18 protein-coding genes are annotated in these 19384 nt (G+C 68.6%); 14 read left to right on the top strand and 4 right to left on the bottom strand.

The features are described 5' to 3' along the window. The first annotated feature begins 22 nt into the window (after window positions 1-22). Genes MAA44156_RS03270 through nuoN form a run of 13 tightly spaced genes read left to right on the top strand, consistent with a single transcriptional unit; the run spans window position 23 to window position 15095 of the window. Window positions 23-577 (top strand): NuoB/complex I 20 kDa subunit family protein, encoded by a 555-nt coding sequence (locus MAA44156_RS03270; protein ID WP_003874821.1) that lies wholly within the window; start codon window positions 23-25, stop codon window positions 575-577. Continuing rightward, window positions 574-1281 (top strand): NADH-quinone oxidoreductase subunit C, encoded by a 708-nt coding sequence (locus MAA44156_RS03265; RefSeq protein ID WP_009978483.1) that lies wholly within the window; start codon window positions 574-576, stop codon window positions 1279-1281. The genes MAA44156_RS03270 and MAA44156_RS03265 overlap by 4 nt, the downstream gene beginning before the upstream one ends. Then, window positions 1281-2606 carry an NADH dehydrogenase (quinone) subunit D gene (gene nuoD, locus MAA44156_RS03260; protein ID WP_003874819.1) on the top strand — a complete coding sequence of 442 codons (1326 nt, stop codon included), beginning with the start codon at window positions 1281-1283 and terminating at the stop codon, window positions 2604-2606. The genes MAA44156_RS03265 and nuoD overlap by 1 nt, the downstream gene beginning before the upstream one ends. Then, entirely contained in the window at window positions 2603-3361 is a 759-nt protein-coding gene (nuoE, locus tag MAA44156_RS03255) for an NADH-quinone oxidoreductase subunit NuoE (protein ID WP_009978484.1), read from the top strand. Before nuoD ends, nuoE begins: the two co-directional genes overlap by 4 nt. Beyond that, entirely contained in the window at window positions 3358-4719 is a 1362-nt protein-coding gene (nuoF, locus tag MAA44156_RS03250) for an NADH-quinone oxidoreductase subunit NuoF (protein WP_009978486.1), read from the top strand. Before nuoE ends, nuoF begins: the two co-directional genes overlap by 4 nt. Next, window positions 4716-7127, top strand: a complete 2412-nt coding sequence (locus MAA44156_RS03245) for an NADH-quinone oxidoreductase subunit G (protein WP_023861011.1) — start codon at window positions 4716-4718, stop codon at window positions 7125-7127. Before nuoF ends, MAA44156_RS03245 begins: the two co-directional genes overlap by 4 nt. Window positions 7128-7135: 8 nt before the next feature. Next, window positions 7136-8398 carry an NADH-quinone oxidoreductase subunit NuoH gene (gene nuoH, locus MAA44156_RS03240; RefSeq protein WP_029248573.1) on the top strand — a complete coding sequence of 421 codons (1263 nt, stop codon included), beginning with the start codon at window positions 7136-7138 and terminating at the stop codon, window positions 8396-8398. Further along, the gene (gene nuoI / locus MAA44156_RS03235) at window positions 8319-8936 is read left to right on the top strand and encodes an NADH-quinone oxidoreductase subunit NuoI (RefSeq protein ID WP_370445528.1); all 618 of its coding nucleotides are present in this window, start codon (window positions 8319-8321) and stop codon (window positions 8934-8936) included. The genes nuoH and nuoI overlap by 80 nt, the downstream gene beginning before the upstream one ends. Window positions 8937-8968: 32 nt before the next feature. After that, entirely contained in the window at window positions 8969-9757 is a 789-nt protein-coding gene (locus tag MAA44156_RS03230) for an NADH-quinone oxidoreductase subunit J (protein ID WP_085978469.1), read from the top strand. After that, entirely contained in the window at window positions 9754-10053 is a 300-nt protein-coding gene (gene nuoK / locus MAA44156_RS03225; RefSeq protein WP_003874812.1) for an NADH-quinone oxidoreductase subunit NuoK, read from the top strand. The genes MAA44156_RS03230 and nuoK overlap by 4 nt, the downstream gene beginning before the upstream one ends. Before the next feature lie 10 nt (window positions 10054-10063). Next, window positions 10064-11950, top strand: coding sequence for an NADH-quinone oxidoreductase subunit L (gene nuoL / locus MAA44156_RS03220; protein ID WP_009978491.1), 1887 nt, complete (start codon window positions 10064-10066; stop codon window positions 11948-11950). Beyond that, complete coding sequence (locus MAA44156_RS03215; RefSeq protein WP_009978493.1) at window positions 11947-13515, top strand: NADH-quinone oxidoreductase subunit M; 1569 nt, start codon at window positions 11947-11949, stop codon at window positions 13513-13515. The genes nuoL and MAA44156_RS03215 overlap by 4 nt, the downstream gene beginning before the upstream one ends. Then, on the top strand, window positions 13515-15095 hold the full coding sequence (nuoN, locus tag MAA44156_RS03210) for an NADH-quinone oxidoreductase subunit NuoN (protein ID WP_009978494.1): 1581 nt from the start codon (window positions 13515-13517) through the stop codon (window positions 15093-15095). The genes MAA44156_RS03215 and nuoN overlap by 1 nt, the downstream gene beginning before the upstream one ends. On the opposite strand, the gene MAA44156_RS03205 is transcribed toward nuoN, so the two are convergent. After that, the gene (locus tag MAA44156_RS03205) at window positions 15022-15714 is read right to left on the bottom strand and encodes a TetR/AcrR family transcriptional regulator (protein WP_009978496.1); all 693 of its coding nucleotides are present in this window, start codon (window positions 15712-15714) and stop codon (window positions 15022-15024) included. The genes nuoN and MAA44156_RS03205 overlap by 74 nt on opposite strands. Window positions 15715-15791: 77 nt before the next feature. Between MAA44156_RS03205 and MAA44156_RS03200 the strand changes: the two genes are divergently transcribed. Further along, window positions 15792-16622: a class I SAM-dependent methyltransferase gene (locus MAA44156_RS03200; RefSeq protein WP_009978497.1), complete on the top strand. Its 831-nt coding sequence runs from the start codon at window positions 15792-15794 to the stop codon at window positions 16620-16622. Between the two features lie 57 nt (window positions 16623-16679). Here MAA44156_RS03200 and MAA44156_RS03195 read toward each other — a convergent pair whose 3' ends face one another. From MAA44156_RS03195 to MAA44156_RS03185, 3 genes are all read right to left on the bottom strand, one after another. After that, window positions 16680-17072 (bottom strand): hypothetical protein, encoded by a 393-nt coding sequence (locus tag MAA44156_RS03195; protein ID WP_179868901.1) that lies wholly within the window; start codon window positions 17070-17072, stop codon window positions 16680-16682. A 52-nt stretch (window positions 17073-17124) separates the two neighbouring features. Next, the gene (locus MAA44156_RS03190) at window positions 17125-18327 is read right to left on the bottom strand and encodes a DUF58 domain-containing protein (protein ID WP_009978499.1); all 1203 of its coding nucleotides are present in this window, start codon (window positions 18325-18327) and stop codon (window positions 17125-17127) included. 64 nt (window positions 18328-18391) lie between these two features. Further along, the gene (locus tag MAA44156_RS03185; protein ID WP_003874803.1) at window positions 18392-19369 is read right to left on the bottom strand and encodes an AAA family ATPase; all 978 of its coding nucleotides are present in this window, start codon (window positions 19367-19369) and stop codon (window positions 18392-18394) included. Window positions 19370-19384 lie beyond the last annotated feature (15 nt).

Genomic DNA, 19384 nt, shown 5'->3' with positions numbered 1-19384 from the left:
CCGAGAGGGGATTGAGGTAAGCGTGGGTCTTGAGGAACAGCTGCCCGGCGGGATCCTGTTGTCGACGGTCGAGAAGGTCGCCGGCTACGTCCGCAAGAACTCGCTGTGGCCGGCGACGTTCGGGTTGGCCTGCTGTGCCATCGAGATGATGGCAACCGCCGGGCCAAGATTCGACATCGCGCGGTTCGGCATGGAGCGGTTCTCGGCCACTCCCCGCCAGGCCGACCTGATGATCGTCGCCGGTCGGGTGAGCCAGAAGATGGCCCCGGTGCTGCGCCAGATCTACGACCAGATGGCCGAGCCGAAATGGGTGCTGGCCATGGGGGTGTGCGCGTCATCCGGCGGGATGTTCAACAACTACGCGATCGTGCAGGGCGTCGACCACGTCGTCCCGGTGGACATCTACCTGCCCGGCTGCCCCCCGCGCCCGGAAATGCTGTTGTACGCAATCCTCAAGCTGCACGAGAAGATTCAACAAATGCCGCTGGGCGTCAACCGGGAAACCGCCATCGCCGAAGCCGAGCAGGCGGCGCTGTCGGCCCGGCCCACCATCGAGATGCGCGGACTGCTGCGATGAGCTCGCCCGACCAGGACCCCCGCGAGGCGATAGCCCAGGGCGACGACGAGGTGATCGACGTTCGTCGCGGCATGTTCGGGGCCGCCGGCACCGGCGACACGTCCGGCTACGGGCGGCTGGTGCGCACGGTCACCCTGCCCGGCAGCAGCCCGCGACCCTACGGCAGCTACTTCGACGACGTCGTCGACACGTTGACCGAGTCGTTGCAGAGCAACGGCATCGAATTCCACCAGGCGATCGAGAAGGTCGTGGTGTACCGCGACGAGCTCACCCTGCACGTCGACCGGGCGGCACTGCCGCACGTGGCCCAGCACCTTCGCGACGACCCGCGGCTGCGTTTCGAGATGTGCCTGGGCGTCAGCGGCGTGCACTACCCGCACGAGACGGGTCGCGAACTGCACGCCGTCTATCCGCTGCAGTCCATCACGCACAACCGCCGCGTCCGCCTGGAAGTGGCTGTGCCCGACGAGGATCCGCACATCCCGTCGCTGTACCGGATCTATCCGACCACCGACTGGCACGAGCGCGAGACCTACGACTTCTTCGGCATCATCTTCGACGGGCACCCGTCGCTGACCCGCATCGAGATGCCGGACGACTGGCACGGGCATCCGCAGCGCAAGGACTACCCGCTCGGCGGGATCCCGGTCGAATACAAAGGCGCACAGATACCCCCGCCCGACGAGCGGAGAGCGTACAACTGATGAGCACCACCACCGAATCGACGCACGACGGCGCCGGCGAGACCCTCGTGGTCGCGGGCGGCCAGGACTGGGACAAGGTCGTCGAGGCCGCCCGCAGCGCCGACCCCGGCGAACGCATCGTCGTCAACATGGGACCCCAGCACCCGTCCACCCACGGGGTGCTGCGGCTGATCCTGGAGATCGAGGGCGAAACGGTCACCGAGGCGCGTTGCGGAATCGGCTACCTGCACACCGGCATCGAAAAGAACCTCGAATACCGGTACTGGACCCAGGGTGTCACGTTCGTGACCCGAATGGATTATCTCTCACCGTTTTTCAACGAGACCGCCTACTGCCTGGGCGTGGAGAAGCTGCTCGGCATCACCGACCAGATACCGGAGCGGGTCAACGTCATCCGGGTGATGATGATGGAGCTCAACCGGATCTCCTCGCATCTGGTGGCCCTGGCCACCGGCGGCATGGAGCTGGGCGCGATGACGCCGATGTTCGTCGGCTTCCGCGGCCGCGAAATCGTGCTCACCCTGTTCGAGTCGATCACCGGGCTGCGGATGAACAGCGCCTACATCCGGCCCGGCGGCGTGGCCCAGGACCTGCCGCCGAATGCGAAAACCGAAATCGCCCAGGCGCTCGACCAGTTGCGCCAACCGCTGCGCGAAATGGGCGACCTGCTCAACGAGAACGCCATCTGGAAGGCCCGCACCCAGGACATCGGCTACCTGGACCTGACCGGCTGCATGGCGCTTGGCATCACGGGGCCGATCCTGCGCGCCACCGGGCTGCCGCACGATCTGCGCAAGAGCGAACCGTACTGCGGTTATGAAAACTACGAATTCGACGTGATCACCGCCGACACGTGTGATGCTTACGGGCGCTACATGATTCGCGTCAAGGAGATGTGGGAGTCGATCAAGATCGTCGAGCAATGTCTGGACAAGTTGCAGCCGGGCCCCATCATGGTCGAGAACGGAAAGATCGCCTGGCCCGCCGATTTGAAGGTCGGCCCGGACGGCCTGGGTAACTCGCCGGAGCACATCGCCAAGATCATGGGCGGCTCGATGGAGGCCCTGATCCACCACTTCAAGCTGGTCACCGAGGGCATCCGGGTCCCGCCGGGCCAGGTGTACACGGCGGTCGAATCGCCGCGCGGCGAGCTCGGCGTGCACATGGTCAGCGACGGCGGCACCCGCCCCTACCGGGTGCACTACCGCGACCCGTCGTTCACCAATCTGCAGTCCGTCGCCGCGATGTGCGAGGGCGGCATGGTCGCCGACCTGATCACCGCGGTCGCCAGCATCGACCCGGTGATGGGCGGGGTGGACCGATGACCGGCCCACAGGGGCAGCCGGTGTTCCTCCGGCTCGGCCCGCCGCCCGACGAGCCCAACGCGTTCGTGGTCGAGGGCGCGCCCACGTCCTACCCGCCCGAGGTGCGGGCCCGGCTCGAGGTCGACGCCAAGGAGATCATGGGCCGCTACCCCGACAAACGCTCGGCGCTGCTGCCGCTGCTGCACCTGGTCCAGTCGCAGGACTCCTACCTGACCCCGGCGGGACTAGAGTTCTGCGGCGAGCAGCTGGGTTTGACCGGGGCCGAGGTGTCGGCGGTGGCCAGCTTCTACACCATGTACCGGCGCGGGCCGACCGGTGACTACCTCGTCGGGGTGTGCACAAACACGTTGTGCGCCATCATGGGTGGCGACGCCATCTTCGATGCGCTGAAGGAGCATCTGGGCATCGGCAACGACGAGACCACGCCCGACGGGTCGGTCACGCTGCAACACATCGAATGCAACGCGGCCTGCGACTACGCGCCGGTGGTGATGGTCAACTGGGAGTTCTTCGACAACCAGACACCCGAGTCGGCGCGCGAACTCGTCGACTCGCTGCGCGCCGGTGAGCCCCGGCACCCCACCCGCGGCGCGCCGCTGTGCGTCTTCCGGGAGACCTCGCGCATCCTGGCCGGGCTGCCCGACGAGCGCCCCGACCAGGGGCAGGGCGGCGCCGGCGCGGCGACCCTGGCCGGGCTGAAGGTCGCCAAGGAACACGGCATGCAGGCACCGAAACCGCCGGAAGGCCAGCAATGACAACGACTTCGGAGACTTCGGAGGCCTCCGGGGCCCCGCAGGCGACGCCGCTGACGCCGGTGATCAGCCGCTTCTGGGACGATCCCGAGTCGTGGACGCTGCAGACGTACCACCGGCACGGCGGCTACGCGGCGATGAAGAAGGCGCTGGCGATGGAGCCCGACGCGGTCATCGGGATGGTCAAGGACTCCGGGCTGCGCGGGCGCGGCGGCGCGGGCTTCTCGACCGGCACCAAGTGGTCGTTCATCCCGCAGGGCGACACCGGCGCGGCCGCCAAGCCGCACTACCTGGTGGTCAACGCCGACGAGTCGGAACCCGGTACGTGCAAAGACATTCCGTTGATGCTGGCCACCCCGCACGTCCTGATCGAGGGGGTGATCATCGCGGCGTATGCGATCCGGGCCAACCACGCGTTCATCTATGTGCGCGGCGAGGTGCTGCCGGTGCTGCGCCGGCTGCAGAACGCCGTCGCCGAGGCCTACGCCGCCGGCTATCTGGGCCGCGACATCGACGGCTCGGGCTTCGATCTGGAGCTGGTGGTGCACGCCGGCGCCGGCGCCTACATCTGCGGCGAGGAGACCGCGCTGCTGGACTCGCTGGAGGGCCGCCGCGGCCAGCCCCGGCTGCGGCCGCCGTTCCCGGCGGTGGCCGGGCTGTACGGCTGCCCCACGGTGATCAACAACGTCGAGACCATCGCCAGCGTGCCGTCCATCATCGGCAACGGCGTGGACTGGTTCCGCTCGATGGGCAGCGAGAAATCGCCGGGCTTCACGCTGTATTCGCTGTCCGGCCACGTCACCCGGCCCGGCCAGTACGAGGCGCCGCTGGGAATCACGTTGCGCGAGTTGCTCGATTACGCCGGCGGGGTGCGGGCCGGGCACCGGCTCAAGTTCTGGACCCCCGGCGGCTCGTCGACCCCGCTGCTGACCGACGAACACCTCGACGTGCCACTGGATTACGAGGGCGTGGGCGGGGTCGGCTCGATGCTGGGCACCAAGGCGCTGGAGATCTTCGACGAGACCACCTGCGTGGTGCGTGCGGTGCGCCGCTGGACCTACTTCTACAAGCACGAGTCGTGCGGCAAGTGCACGCCGTGCCGCGAGGGCACGTTCTGGCTCGACCAGATCTACGAACGGCTGGAGACCGGTAAGGGCACGGCCGAGGACATCGACAAGCTGCTGGACATCTCCGACACCATCCTGGGAAAGTCGTTCTGCGCGTTGGGCGATGGCGCCGCCAGCCCGGTGATGTCGTCGATCAAGTACTTCCGCGACGAGTACGTCGCCCACGTCGAGAACGGCAGATGCCCGTTCGACCCGCGAGACTCCATGCTGACACCGAACGGGAGCGACTCGTGACCCAAACTGCGGACACCGAAGGCCGCGTGACCCAGCCGGAGATGGTGACGCTGAGCATCGACGGCAACGAGATCAGCGTCCCCAAGGGGACTCTGGTGATCCGCGCGGCCGAGTTGATGGGCATCCAGATCCCCCGGTTCTGCGACCACCCGCTGCTGGAGCCGGTCGGGGCGTGCCGGCAGTGCCTGGTCGAGGTCGAGGGGCAGCGCAAGCCGATGGCCTCGTGCACCACGGTCGCGACCGACGACATGGTGGTGCGCACCCAGCTCACCTCCGAGGCCGCCGACAAGGCCCAGCACGGCGTGATGGAGCTGCTGCTGATCAACCATCCGCTGGACTGCCCGATGTGCGACAAGGGCGGCGAATGCCCGCTGCAGAACCAGGCAATGTCCAACGGCCGCAGCGATTCTCGCTTCACCGACGTCAAGCGCACCTTCGCCAAGCCGATCAACATCTCCGCGCAGGTGCTGCTGGACCGGGAGCGCTGCATCCTGTGCGCCCGCTGCACCCGGTTCTCCGAGCAGATCGCCGGCGACCCGTTCATCGACATGCAGGAGCGCGGCGCGCTGCAGCAGGTCGGCATCTACGCCAACGAACCGTTCGACTCCTACTTCTCGGGCAACACCGTGCAGATCTGCCCGGTGGGGGCGCTCACCGGCACCGCCTACCGGTTCCGGGCCCGCCCCTTCGACCTGGTGTCCAGCCCCAGCGTCTGCGAGCACTGCGCGTCCGGGTGCGCCCAGCGCACCGACCACCGCCGCGGCAAGGTGCTGCGCCGACTGGCCGGCGACGACCCGGAAGTCAACGAGGAGTGGAACTGCGACAAGGGCCGGTGGGCGTTCAGCTACGCCACCCAGCCCGACGTGATCACCACTCCCCTGGTCCGCGACGCCGACGGTTCGCTGCAACCGGCCTCCTGGTCGCACGCGATCGCCGCCGCGACCCGGGGGCTGGAATCCGCGCTGGGCAACACCGGGGTGCTGGTCGGCGGTCGGGCCACCTGGGAGGACGCCTACGCGTACTCGAAATTCGCCCGAATCGTGTTGGGCAGCAACGACATCGACTTTCGGGCCCGGCCCAGCTCGGCCGAGGAGACCGACTTTCTGGCCGCCCGGATCGCCGGCCGGCCGATCACCGTCAGCTACTCCGACCTGGAGTCCGCACCGGTGGTGCTGCTGGCCGGGTTCGAGCCCGAAGACGAGTCGCCGATCGTGTTCCTGCGGCTGCGCAAGGCGGCCCGCAAGCACGGGGTGCCGGTGTACGCGGTGGCGCCGTTCGCCACCCGCTCGCTGACCAAGATGTCGGGTCGGCTGATCAAAACCGCGCCCGGCGCCGAGGCCTCGGCGTTGGACCGGCTGGCCACCGGCGAAGTGGGTGACCTGCTGTCCACCCCGGGCGCGGTCATCATGGTCGGCGAACGGCTGGCCACGGCGCCGGGCGGACTGTCCGCCGCCGCCCGGCTGGCCGACACCACCGGCGCCCGGCTGGTCTGGGTTCCGCGGCGCGCCGGCGATCGCGGCGCCCTGGAGGCCGGGGCGCTGCCCGGGCTGCTGCCGGGCGGCCGGCCCGTCGCTGACGACGACGCCCGCGCGCAGATCGCGTCGGCCTGGAACGTGTCCGAATTGCCTTGCGGCCCTGGGCGTGACGTGCAGGAGATGCTGGCTGCCGCCGCCGACGGCACGCTGGGCGCACTGCTGGTCGGCGGTGTGGACCCGGACGACTTCGCCGATCCGCAGGCGGTGCTGGCGGCGCTGGACGGGGTGGGCTTCGTGGTCAGCCTGGAGCTGCGGCACAGCGCCGTCACGCAGCGCGCCGACGTGGTGTTCCCGGTCGCGCCGACCACCCAGAAGGCGGGCGCCTTCGTCAACTGGGAGGGCCGGTTCCGCCCGTTCCAGGCCGCGCTGCGCGGCAGCATGACGCAGGCCGGCCAATCCGATCACCAGGTGCTCGACACTTTGGCCGACGAGCTGGGCGTCTACCTGGGGACGGCGACCGTCGAGGAGATCCGCACCGAATACGCCGCGCTGCCCTACTGGGAGGGCAAACGCGCGGCCGGCCCGGACGTCGCGGCCGCCGAGCCGACGCCGCCCGGGGCGGGTGAAGCGGTGCTGACCGGTTGGCGGATGCTGCTGGACAACGGTCGCATGCAAGACGGCGAACCGCATCTGGCCGGCACGGCGCGCAAGCCCGTGCTGCGGCTGTCGGCCGACACCGCCGCCGAGATCGGCGCCGCCGACGGCGATGCGGTCACCGTGAGCACGCCGCGCGGATCGATCAGCCTGCCGCTGGTGATCACCGACATGCCCGACCGGGTGGTGTGGCTGCCGCTGAACTCCTCCGGCTCGGCGGTGCACCGCCAGCTCGGCGTCACCGTCGGCGCCACGGTGCGGATTGGAGTTGGCTCGTGACGACCCCACTGACCGCCTTCGGGCACGACCCCTGGTGGCTGGTGCTGGGCAAGGCGCTGGCCATCTTCGTGTTCCTCATGCTCAACGTGCTTGTCGCGATCCTGCTCGAACGCAAGATCCTCGGCTGGATGCAGCTGCGGCCCGGCCCCAACCGGGTGGGCCCGTGGGGTGTGCTGCAGAGCCTGGCCGACGGAATCAAGTTGGCGCTCAAGGAAACCATCACCCCGGGCGGCGTCGACAAATTCGTCTACTTCGCGGCGCCGGTCATCTCGACCATCCCCGCCTTCACCGCGTTCGCGTTCATCCCGTTCGGCCCGGTGGTGTCGGTGTTCGGCCACCGCACCCCGCTTCAGCTCACCGACCTGCCGGTCGCGGTGCTGTTCATCCTGGGCCTGTCGGCGATCGGGGTGTACGGAATCGTGTTGGGCGGCTGGGCATCCGGCTCCACCTACCCGCTGCTGGGCGGGGTGCGCTCCACCGCGCAGGTGATCTCCTACGAGGTGGCGATGGGATTGTCGTTCGCGGCGGTGTTCCTCTACGCCGGCTCCATGTCCACCTCGCAGATCGTGGCCGCCCAGGACCGGGTCTGGTTCGTGTTCCTGCTGCTGCCGTCGTTCGTGATCTACCTGATCTCGATGGTCGGTGAAACCAACCGGGCGCCTTTCGATTTGCCCGAGGCCGAGGGCGAGCTGGTCGCCGGGTTCCACACCGAGTACTCGTCGCTGAAGTTCGCCATGTTCATGCTGGCCGAGTACGTCAACATGATGACGGTGTCGTCACTGGCCACCGCGTTGTTCTTCGGCGGCTGGCATGCGCCGTGGCCGCTGAACACGTGGGCGGGCGCCAACACCGGCTGGTGGCCGGTGCTGTGGTTCACCGCGAAGATGTGGACCTTCCTGTTCATCTACTTCTGGCTGCGGGCCAGCCTGCCGCGGCTGCGCTACGACCAGTTCATGGGGCTGGGCTGGAAGCTGCTGATCCCCGCCTCGTTGGTGTGGGTGCTGATCGCGGCGGTGATCCGCACGCTGCAGAACCAGGGGTACGCGCACTGGACGCCGATCCTGGTGATCTCCAGCATCGTGTTCGCCGCCGCCCTGGTGCTCTCGCTGCGAAAACCGTTCACCACGCCGCATATTCGCGCGCTGCGACGGCAGCTGCGCCGCCAGGCCAAGCAGCTGCCCACCGCGCCGGATTCCACCCCGGTATTCCCGACACCGCCGCTGCCGGCGAAAGCGCTGGCGGCCGCGAGTAAGGAGAAAGCACGTGGCTAAATTCTTGGACGCAGTCGCCGGATTCGGCGTGACGTTCGCGTCGATGTTCAAAAAGCATGTCACCGAGGAGTATCCGGAGAAGCCGGGCCCGGTCGCGCCGCGCTACCACGGCCGTCACCAGCTCAACCGTTACCCCGACGGGCTGGAGAAGTGCATCGGCTGCGAGCTGTGCGCGTGGGCCTGCCCGGCCGACGCGATCTACGTCGAGGGCGCCGACAACACCGAGGAACTGCGGTATTCGCCCGGGGAACGCTACGGCCGGGTGTACCAGATCAACTACCTGCGCTGCATCGGCTGCGGGCTGTGCGTCGAGGCCTGCCCGACCCGGGCGCTGACGATGACCAACGACTACGAGATGGCCGACGACAACCGCGCCGACCTGATCTACGAGAAGGATCGGCTGCTGGCCCCGCTGCTGCCCGAGATGACCGCGCCGCCGCATCCCCGCGCCCCCGGCGCCACCGATAAGGACTACTACCTGGGCAATGTGACCGCGCACGGGCTGCGGGAGGCCCAGCGGGCCGGGGAGCCGCGGTGAGTGCCTTCGCCGGCCACGCCGTCGCCGCCACGCTGGCCTCCAGCTATTCCCAGGACACCATCGTCCGCACATCCACCGGCGAGGCGGTCACCTTCTGGGTGCTGGGCGCGCTGGCCGTGATCGGTGCGCTCGGGGTGGTGCTGGCCGTCAACGCCGTCTACTCGGCCATGTTCCTGGCCATGACGATGATCATCCTGGCGGTGTTCTACATGATCCAGGACGCGCTGTTTTTGGGAGTCGTCCAGGTCGTGGTGTACACCGGCGCGGTGATGATGCTGTTCCTGTTCGTGCTGATGCTCATCGGCGTCGACTCGGCCGAATCGCTCAAGGAGACGCTGCGCGGCCAGCGCGTCGCCGCGGTGGCCGCCGGTGTCGGGTTCGGCATCCTGCTCATCGCCGCGGTCGGCAACGTGGCCAGCGGCGGGTTCGCCGGGCTGACCACCGCCAACGCCAACGGCAACGTGGAAGGGCTTGCCGCCCTGATCTTTTCCCGCTACCTGTGGGCCTTCGAGCTGACCAGCGCGCTGCTGATCACCGCGGCCGTCGGGGCCATGGTGCTGGCGCACCGGGAGCGTTTCGAGCGCCGCAAGACCCAGCGCGAACTTTCCCAGGAGCGTTTCCGGGCCGGCGGGCACCCCACCCCGCTGCCCAACCCCGGTGTCTACGCCCGCCACAACGCCGTCGACGTGGCCGCCCTGTTGCCGGACGGCTCGTATTCGAAGCTGTCGGTGTCGCCCATCCTGCAAAGCCGCGGCGGCGACGGCAAGGACGTCGCCGCACCGGAGCCCAGCCCGAGTCTGTCGCAAGGCGGTGCGTCGTGAATCCCATCAACTACCTGTATCTCTCGGCGCTGCTGTTCACCATCGGGGCGGCCGGTGTGTTGTTGCGCCGCAACGCCATCGTGATGTTCATGTGCGTCGAGCTGATGCTCAACGCGGTCAACCTGGCGTTCGTCACGTTCGCCCGGATGCACGGCCACCTGGACGGGCAGATGATCGCGTTCTTCACGATGGTGGTCGCCGCCTGCGAGGTGGTCATCGGCCTGGCCATCATCATGACCATTTTCCGTACCCGCAAATCGGCGTCCGTCGACGACGCGAACCTACTCAAAGGCTGAGCACGCCAACATGACTCACTACACTCCGCTGCTGGTGGCGCTGCCGCTGGCGGGTGCCGCGATCCTGTTGTTCGGCGGGCGACGCACCGACCGGTGGGGGCATTGGCTGGGTTGCGCCACCGCCGTGGCGGCGTTCGTGGTCGGCGTCGGCCTGCTGGATGAGTTGCTCGGCCGTCCCGCCGACCAGCGCGCCATCCACGAAAGGGTGTTCAGCTGGATCCCGGTCGGCCAGCTGCAGGTGGACCTGGGGCTGCAGATCGACCAGCTGTCGGTGTGTTTCGTGTTGCTGATCACCGGCGTGGGGTCGCTGATCCACATCTACTCGGTGGCCTACATGGCCGAAGATGCCGACCGCCGAAGGTTTTTCGGCTACCTCAACCTGTTCCTGGCGTCCATGCTGCTGCTGGTGATCGCCGACAACTACGTGGTGCTCTACGTCGGCTGGGAGGGCGTGGGCCTGGCGTCCTACCTGCTGATCGGGTTCTGGTACCACAAGCCGACGGCGGCCACCGCGGCCAAGAAGGCGTTCGTGATGAACCGGGTCGGCGACGCCGGGCTGGCATTGGGAATGTTCTTGATGTTCAGCACTTTCGGGACGCTGTCCTACGCCGGGGTGTTCGCGGGGGCGCCGGCGGCCGGTCGGGGCGCGCTGACCGCGATGGGTCTGCTGTTGCTGCTGGGGGCCTGTGCCAAATCCGCACAGGTGCCGCTGCAGGCCTGGCTGGGCGACGCCATGGAGGGCCCCACCCCGGTGTCCGCGCTGATCCACGCCGCCACCATGGTGACCGCGGGCGTGTACCTGATCGTGCGGTCCAACCCGCTGTACAACCTGTCGCCGGATGCGCAACTGGCGGTGGTGATCGTGGGTGCGGTCACCTTGCTGCTGGGTGCCTTCATCGGCTGCGCCAAGGACGACATCAAGCGGGCGCTGGCGGCTTCGACCATGAGCCAGATCGGCTACATGGTGCTGGCCGCCGGGTTGGGCCCGGCCGGCTACGCGTTCGCGATCATGCATCTGCTGACCCACGGGTTCTTCAAAGCCGGCCTGTTCCTCGGCTCCGGCGCGGTGATCCACGCGATGCACGAGGAGCAGGACATGCGGCGCTACGGCGGGCTGCGGGCCGCGCTGCCGGTCACGTTCGTCACCTTCGGGTTGGGCTACCTGGCCATCATCGGGGTGCCGCCGTTCGCGGGCTTCTTCTCCAAGGACGCCATCATCGAGGCCGCGCTGGCCGCCGGCGGCGTCCGCGGGTACCTGCTCGGCGGGGCGGCGCTGCTGGGCGCCGGCGTCACCGCGTTCTACATGACCCGGGTGATGCTGATGACCTTCTTCGGCGAAAAGCGTTGGGCCCCAGGCAGCCATCCGCACGAGGCGCCGGGGCTGATGACCTGGCCGATGATCCTGCTGGCCGTCGGGTCGGTGTTCTCCGGCGGACTGTTCGCGGTGGGCGGCACGCTGCAGCGCTGGCTGGAGCCGGTGGTCGGCAGGCACGAAGAGGTGACTCACGCCGTCCCGGTGTGGATCAGCACCGCGCTGGCGCTGGGCGTCGTGGCCGTCGGCATCGCGGTGGCCTACCGGCTCTACGCCACCGCGCCCATCCCCAGGGTGGCGCCGTTGTCGGTGTCGCCGCTGACCACGGCGGTCCGTAACGACTTCTACGGCGATGCCTTCAACGAGGAGGTGTTCATGCGCCCCGGCGCGCAACTGACCCACGCGCTCGTCGAGGTCGACGACGCGGGCGTCGACGGCTCGGTCAACGCACTGGCGGCGTTGGTGAGCGCGACGTCGAATCGCTTGCGGGGCCTGCAAACCGGCTTCGCCCGCAACTATGCCCTGTCGATGCTGACCGGCGCCGTGCTGGTGATCGCGCTGATCCTGGCGGTGCGGCTGTGGTGAATCAGCTGCCCTGGCTGAGCATCCTGTGGCTGGTGCCGCTGGCCGGCTCGGTACTGATCATCCTGATGCCGCCCGGGCTGCGGCAGCTCGCCAAGTGGACCGGCCTGGTGTTCGGGGTGCTGACCCTGGCGGTGGCGATCGTGGTCACCGCCGGCTTCAAAACCGGCGGCGCCCCCTATCAGTTCGTCGAAAAACACCAGTGGATCCCGGCTTTCGGCGCCGGCTACACGCTGGGCGTGGACGGCATCGCGGTGGTGCTGGTGCTGCTGACCGCGGTGCTGATCCCGGTGCTGCAGGTGGCCGGCTGGAACGACGGCGGCGATAGGCAGCGCGGTGTGCACGCCTACGTCGCCCTGACGCTGGCCATCGAGTCGATGGTGCTGGTCTCGGTGATCGCCCTGGACGTGTTGCTGTTCTACGTGTTCTTCGAGGCGATGCTCATCCCGATGTACTTCCTGATCGGCGGCTTCGGCGCCGGATCGGGCAGGTCGCGGGCGGCGGTGAAGTTCTTGCTGTACAACCTGTTCGGCGGGCTCATCATGCTGGCCGCGGTGATCGGGCTGTACGTGGTGACTTCCCAGCACGGGGCCGGCACGTTCGACTTCCGCGACATCGTGGCCGGGGTGGCCTCCGGCCGCTACGGCGCCGACCCGGCGGTGTCCAAGGCGCTGTTCCTCGGCTTCATGTTCGCGTTCGCGATCAAGGCGCCGCTGTGGCCGTTCCACCGCTGGCTGCCCGACGCCGCGGTCGAGGCGACGCCGGCGACCGCGGTGCTGATGATGGCGGTGATGGACAAGGTCGGCACGTTCGGCATGCTGCGCTACTGCCTGCAGCTGTTCCCCGACGCCGCAACGTATTTCCGCCCGCTGATCGTGGTGCTGGCGGTCATCGGGGTGATCTACGGGGCGATCGTCGCCATCGGTCAGGCCGACGTCATGCGCCTGATCGCCTACACCTCGATCTCGCACTTCGGGTTCATCATCCTGGGCATCTTCGTGATGACCAGCCAGGGCCAGAGCGGCTCGACGCTCTACATGCTCAACCACGGCCTGTCCACCGCGGCGGTGTTCCTGATCGCCGGGTTCCTGATATCGCGGCACGGCGGCAGCCGGGCTATCGCCGACTACGGCGGCGTGCAGAAGGTGGCGCCGGTGCTGGCCGGCACCTTCCTGGTTTCGGCCATGGCCACCCTCTCGCTGCCCGGTCTGGCGCCGTTCGTCAGCGAATTCCTGGTCCTGCTGGGCACTTTCAACCGATATTGGCTGGCGGCCGCGTTCGGGGTCACCGCGCTGGTGCTCTCCGCGGTGTACATGTTGTGGCTCTACCAGCGCATGATGACCGGACCGGTGGCCGGCGGCAACGAGAAGATCGGCGATCTGCGGGCCCGGGAGTTGGTCGTGGTGGCGCCGCTGATCGCGCTGCTGCTGGTGCTCGGCATCTATCCCAAGCCGGTGCTCGACATCATCAACCCCGCCGTCGAGAACACCATGACCACCATCGGTCAGCACGACCCCGCTCCGAGCGTGCCGATGGGCACGCCGCGGACAGCCGAAGGACGGCGATGATGACCCTGCCCACCCCGAGCATCCAGTACTTCCTGCTGTGCCCGACGCTGATCGTGTTCGGCGTCGCCGTGGCCGGTGTTCTGGCGGAAGCGTTCCTGCCCAGGCGGATTCGCTACACCGCCCAGGTGACGCTGGCTCTGGGCGGTCTGGTCGCCGCACTGTTCGCCGTGATCGAGGTGGCCGAGTCCCTCCCGGCCTCCGGGCGGGCCGCGGTGCTGGGCGCCATGGCCATCGACCGCCCGACGCTGTACCTGCAGGGCACCGTGCTGCTGGTCGCGGTGATGGCGGTGATCTTCATCGCCGAACGCACCCAGACCAAGTCGGACAGCAAGGTTGCGGTGGTGGCGGGATCGGGCGGCCTGGACTCGTTCACCCCGCAGGCCTCGGCGGTGCCCGACAGCGACGCCGAGCGGGAGGCCGAGCGCGCCGGCGCGGCCCAGACCGAGCTGTTCCCGCTGGCCATGCTGTCGGTCGGCGGCATGATGGTCTTCCCCGCGTCCAACGATCTGCTGACCATGTTCGTCGCGCTGGAAGTGCTGTCGCTGCCGCTGTATCTGATGTGCGGCCTGGCCCGGCACCGGCGGCTGCTGTCGCAGGAAGCGGCCATGAAATACTTTCTGCTGGGCGCCTTTTCGTCCGCGTTCTTCCTCTACGGTGTGGCGCTGCTCTACGGTGCGACCGGCACCCTGCTGCTGACCGGTATCCGCGATGCGCTCATCACCCGCGGTGACACCTCGCTGGCCCTGGTGGGCGTCGCGCTGCTGTCGGTCGGACTGCTGTTCAAGGTCGGCGCCGTCCCGTTCCACTCCTGGATACCCGACGTGTATCAGGGTGCGCCCACGCCGATCACCGGGTTCATGGCGGCGGCCACCAAGGTCGCGGCTTTCGGTGCCTTGCTGCGGGTGGTCTACGTCGCGCTGCCGCCGCTGCACGATCAGTGGCGTCCGGTGCTGTGGACCATCTCGATCCTGACCATGGCGGTGGGCACCATCACCGCGGTGAATCAGAGCGACGTCAAACGGATGCTGGCGTATTCGTCGGTCGCCCACGTCGGGTTCATCCTGACCGGGGTGATCGCCGACAACCACACCGGCCTGTCGGCCACCCTGTTCTACCTGCTGGCCTACAGCTTCTCCACCGTCGGCGCGTTCGCCATCGTCGCCCTGATCCGCGACGCCGACGGGGTCGAGGACGCCACCCTGTCGCACTGGGCGGGGCTGGGTCAGCGCTCTCCCATTGTGGGCGTGATGTTTTCGATGTTCTTGCTGGCGTTCGCCGGGATCCCGTTGACCAGTGGCTTCGTCAGCAAGCTGGCCGTGTTCAAGGCCGCCGCCCAGGGCGGCGCCGTGCCCCTGGTGATCGTCGGTGTGGTCGCCAGCGGGGTCGCCGCCTACTTCTACGTGCGGGTGATCGTGTCGATGTTCTTCACCGAGGCCACCGAGGATACCCCGCACGTGGTGGCGCCGGGCATCTTGAGCAAGGCCGCGATCGCGGTGTGCGCCGCGGTCACCGTGGCGCTGGGCGTCTTCCCGCAGCCGCTGCTCGACCTGGCCGACCAGGCGGCCCAGCTGCTGCACTGAGTCGGCCGGCGAGGTCGTCGCGGGCAGACTTGGCCTGCTCGGGCGTCAACAACGGATTCGAATAGATGTCGACCAGGATGGCCGCGACCCGCAGATCGCCCTGCTCTGTGCTGATGTCCACGCCCAGGCCGCGCGAGACGTGTTGCCGCAGCAGCGGTATGGCAAGAGCCATCGCGGTGATGAGGGTGGCGCGCGACTTGGCGTCGACATCGGCGGGCTCGGCCCGATGTTCATCGGCCGAGGCAAGCCATTCCTCGGTCATCGACACCAGCGCGTCGAACAACTCACCGGCGCCGCCCTCAACCAGGGCGCGGGTGATGTAGTCCTGGTATTGGCCGAGGCGAATACGGGCTGAAACGTAGTGCACGTCACCACGTTTGGCGTTGTCCTGCACCTGGGCGTTGAGGTCGCGCATGGTTTTGACGAGGTAGTCGTCGCAGGCTTGACGAAGCTCCTGCTTGGAGCCGAAGTGGTGCCGCAGCAACCCGGACGACACCCCTGCCGCCGCGGCGATGCTGCGGATGGTCGCCCCTTCGTATCCCTTTTCGCCGAACTCGCGCAGCGCCGCGTGCCTGATGCGGGCGCGGGCGGTGAGATCGTCGGGATCTGTCGTGGTCATTGCGTCAGACTACACGATTGGACAATAAACTACACGGCTGTATAGTCGAGGAAGCCGGAGTTCAGGGAGGCACGGATATGGGCATTGACACCAGCGCCATCACCCCGGAGGAAGAGACCGCATTTTTGACGTTGCAGGCCCGCGCGATCAACAACGGGTGGGCACGCCCCATCCTGCCCGACCCGGGTGCCGCCGATGCCGTGACAAAGATCGACTACGACTTCGACGGCCTGGGGCTCGTGACGCCCGTCGTTTGTCAAACATCCCTGCGCGCAAAACTTCTCGACGACCGGGTGCGCGCGTTCATCGCCCAACACGCCGATGCCGTGGTGGTCGATCTGGGCGCCGGGCTCGACGACGGGTACGCCCGTGTCAATCCGCCGGACACCGTCGACTGGTACAGCGTCGAGCTGCCCGGGCTGGCGGCCCTGCGCGACAAAGTGATGCCACCGGGACCTCACGAACACACCATCGGAATCTCCGTGACCGACCCCGAGTGGATATCGGCGATTCCGGCGGACCGCCCCGCCATCGTCATCGCCGACGGATTGTTCCCCTTCCTCAACAAGGAGCAGATCATCGCGGTGATGCGCGCGATCACCGATCACTTCCCCGCCGGACAGCTGGCGTTCAACGACTACGGACGCATGGTGATTGGCGTATGGATCTCGAAGTTGTTCCCGCAGCGGATGTTCAAGAAGGTGAACCAGCTCCGTGCGTTCGAGGGTTACAACGACCCGCACACGCCGGAACGCTGGAACCCCAAACTCACCCTCGTCGAGGAGACCAGCCTGGCGAGTGTGCCCGAGGTGGACCTGTTTCCGACGTGGTTGCGGATCGCGACACGGATGGCGGGGTGGAGCAAGCGGACGGCACGGTCCGCGCGCATCCTGAGGTTCAGCTTTTAGCGCCTTCCGCGCGTCGGGGGTGCCGCTCCGGTCGCGTCGTGCGGCCGGCGCCGGCGGTCAGCTCAGGAACGGCCGAATGGCCAGCAGGTAGATCGCCAGCGCCCCCAGCGGGGCAAGCAGCGGCAGCCACGGCAGCTGCAGCGGAAACGACGTCGCCACCAGACCGGCGAAGCTAAACCCCACGGCCGCAACGGCGGTCGTGCGGCTGCCCAGGATCACCGGGACGGGTGTGCCGACCGCGTGTCGGCACACCAGGTAGGCGGTGGCGCACAACCCGGACAGCGCGACGCACGCCGGCGGAGGGTTCGACGTCACGACGGTCACGGCCGCCAGCAGCACGGCAATGGTTGCGGCGGGCCGCAATACGGTGCCCGCCGCGACCGCGATCAGGGCCGCGGCGACCGCGACGGCCGCCGATTCCGGCCGGCCGCCGGCGGCCAATCCCACCATGAGCAGACCGAATCCGGGCGCGCCCACCCGCACCGGCAGATTGGTTCGGCCGCTATCCACGCAGCCTCCCCCGGACCCGGCGGCGGCGATCGGGCAGTACACCCATCGACTGTTCCAAACCGCGGTCGCCCGGCCACCACACGATGTCCACGCCGACGGTGGCCATGTCGCGGTACATCGCCGAGCGCTGCAGCGCCCACATCCGATCCACCAGCGGATCCTGTTCGTCCTCGAACGGCGAACCCTCGAGGATGTCGACCGCCAGCACGACGTGGCCGCGCCGGCGCAGATCGATGAGGGCGAGGGCGAATTCGGTGTCGAGCAGGGTGGAGAATGCGATGACGATGGCCCCGGCGGGCACCGCCGCGCGCGGCGCCAACGTGCCGGTGGTGTGCTCGAATCCGTCGCCGGCGGCCAGCACGGTGTCGAGCACCCGGTAGAACTGGCGTTGCCCGATATCGGCGCCGAGCCAGCGCGGGCGGTTGCCGCCCAGGGCGACGATCCCGGCCCGATCACCGTGCCGCAGCGCGGTTTGCACCACCTGGGCCGCGCCCCGCACGATGCGCTCGGTGGCCTGCGTCGCCGGACCCGCCGGCTGCCGGTATCCGTCGATCAGCACCACCACGTCGGCCGCGCGGTCGGTCAGCCGCTGGGTCACGTGCAGCTGGCGGCGGCGCGCGCTCACCGCCCAATTCACTGCGCGCAGTTGGTCTCCGGGCACGTAGGGGCGAATGTCGGCGTATTCCACGCCGGGCCCGACATGCCGGGTCAGGTGGGCGCCCAACCGGTCCAGCAGCTCGGTGCGCGGGATCGGCGTCGGCTGCGGCGGCGTCAGCGGAAACACGATCACCTCGGCGGCGTCCACCAGCGCGGTCCCGCTCAACAACCCGCCGCGGGCCAGCACGTCCACCCGCGCCGCGACGTGGTAGCGGCCCCAGCGCTGCGCGGTGGCCCGCACGGTTTTGCCGCGGCGCGAACCGGATTCGCCGAACTGCAGTTCCATTCCCTCGACGGGCGGAACCGTCAGCCGGACCGCGCACGGGCCCTGCTCTTCGATCCCCCACACCGTCACGTGCGCCGGCTCGCCCTCGAAGCAGCGCTGCGTGTCGGGTTCGGCGTGCACGGCGACCGCCGGCACCCGTGGCTGCCAGCTGATCGTGCCCAGCACCCCGAGCAGCGGCGCGGCGAAGGCGATCAGCTGCCACCGGGCGCCGATCACGGCCGCGGCCAACGCGAACGCCGCGCAGGTGGCCATCGCCCGCGTCAATTCCGAAGCGCGCCAGCGGAACTCGGCTGCACGGGGTGCGGTCACGCCGCGCTCATCCGGTTTGCCCGGGCCCGGCGCCGGTACGGGGCACCGGGAGCCGGTGCAGCAGCTCGCCGATCACGTCGGCGCCCTGGATCTTGCGCACCCACATCTCCGGGCGCAGGGTGATCCGGTGCGCGACGGCCGCGGTGGCCAGCGCCTTGACGTCCTCGGGGATCACGTAGTCGCGGCCGAGCAGCAGCGCCCGGGCGCGGGCCAGCTGCACCAGGTCCAGTTCGGCGCGCGGGCTGGCGCCCACCGCGACCTGCGGGTGGTGCCGGGTGGCGTTGGCCAGCGAGACCACATAGTGCAGCACGTCCTCGTGCACGGTCACCTGCTCGACCGATTCGCGCATCGCCAGCAGGTCGTGCGCGTCGACGACCTGGTTGACCGCCGGTTCGGCCGATCCGCGTTCCAGGCGCCGGCGCAGCATCGACGTCTCGTCCCGTTCGGACAGGTAGCGCAGCTCCAGCCGGATCGCGAACCGGTCCAGCTGCGCCTCGGGCAGCGGGTAGGTGCCCTCGTACTCGATCGGGTTGTCGGTGGCCAGCACGATGAAAGGCTTTGGCAGCCGGTGTGTTTCGCCGTCGATGCTGACCTGGCCTTCGGCCATCGCCTCCAGCAGCGCCGCCTGCGTCTTCGGCGGGGTGCGGTTGATCTCGTCGGCCAGCAACAGGTTGGTGAAGATGGGCCCGGCCCGGAACGCGAAGCGGCCCGACTGCATGTCGTAGATCGTCGAGCCGAGCAGGTCGGCGGGTAGCAGGTCGGGGGTGAATTGCACGCGGGTGAATTGCAGGCCCAGCGCGGCGGCGAAGGACCGCGCGATCAGCGTCTTGCCCAGTCCCGGAAGGTCTTCGATGAGGATGTGGCCGCGGGCCAGAACCGCGGTGAGGATCAGCCGCAGCGCGTTGCGTTTCCCCACCACCACGCGTTCTATCTCGTCGAGAATCGCCTCGCAGTGTGCCGTCGTGGTTGCGGCCGGCAGAGTCATGGTCGGATCGCGCCC

It is taken from the genome of Mycobacterium avium subsp. avium (genome assembly GCF_009741445.1).
Classification (GTDB): domain Bacteria; phylum Actinomycetota; class Actinomycetes; order Mycobacteriales; family Mycobacteriaceae; genus Mycobacterium; species Mycobacterium avium.
Note: the sequence above shows the minus strand (reverse complement) of the source record. Positions and strands in the feature narration are given on the sequence as shown.

Excerpts from the sequence above, each read along its gene's own strand:
- MAA44156_RS03265 (WP_009978483.1), top strand. The coding sequence starts at position 574 with ATGAGCTCGCCCGACCAGGACCCCCGCGAGGCGATAGCCCAGGGCGAC.
- nuoD (WP_003874819.1), top strand. The coding sequence starts at position 1,281 with ATGAGCACCACCACCGAATCGACGCACGACGGCGCCGGCGAGACCCTC.
- nuoE (WP_009978484.1), top strand. The coding sequence starts at position 2,603 with ATGACCGGCCCACAGGGGCAGCCGGTGTTCCTCCGGCTCGGCCCGCCG.
- nuoF (WP_009978486.1), top strand. The coding sequence starts at position 3,358 with ATGACAACGACTTCGGAGACTTCGGAGGCCTCCGGGGCCCCGCAGGCG.
- nuoL (WP_009978491.1), top strand. The coding sequence starts at position 10,064 with ATGACTCACTACACTCCGCTGCTGGTGGCGCTGCCGCTGGCGGGTGCC.
- nuoN (WP_009978494.1), top strand. The coding sequence starts at position 13,515 with ATGACCCTGCCCACCCCGAGCATCCAGTACTTCCTGCTGTGCCCGACG.
- MAA44156_RS03205 (WP_009978496.1), bottom strand. The coding sequence starts at position 15,714 with ATGACCACGACAGATCCCGACGATCTCACCGCCCGCGCCCGCATCAGG.
- MAA44156_RS03200 (WP_009978497.1), top strand. The coding sequence starts at position 15,792 with ATGGGCATTGACACCAGCGCCATCACCCCGGAGGAAGAGACCGCATTT.
- MAA44156_RS03195 (WP_179868901.1), bottom strand. The coding sequence starts at position 17,072 with ATGGTGGGATTGGCCGCCGGCGGCCGGCCGGAATCGGCGGCCGTCGCG.
- MAA44156_RS03190 (WP_009978499.1), bottom strand. The coding sequence starts at position 18,327 with ATGGCCACCTGCGCGGCGTTCGCGTTGGCCGCGGCCGTGATCGGCGCC.
- MAA44156_RS03185 (WP_003874803.1), bottom strand. The coding sequence starts at position 19,369 with ATGACTCTGCCGGCCGCAACCACGACGGCACACTGCGAGGCGATTCTC.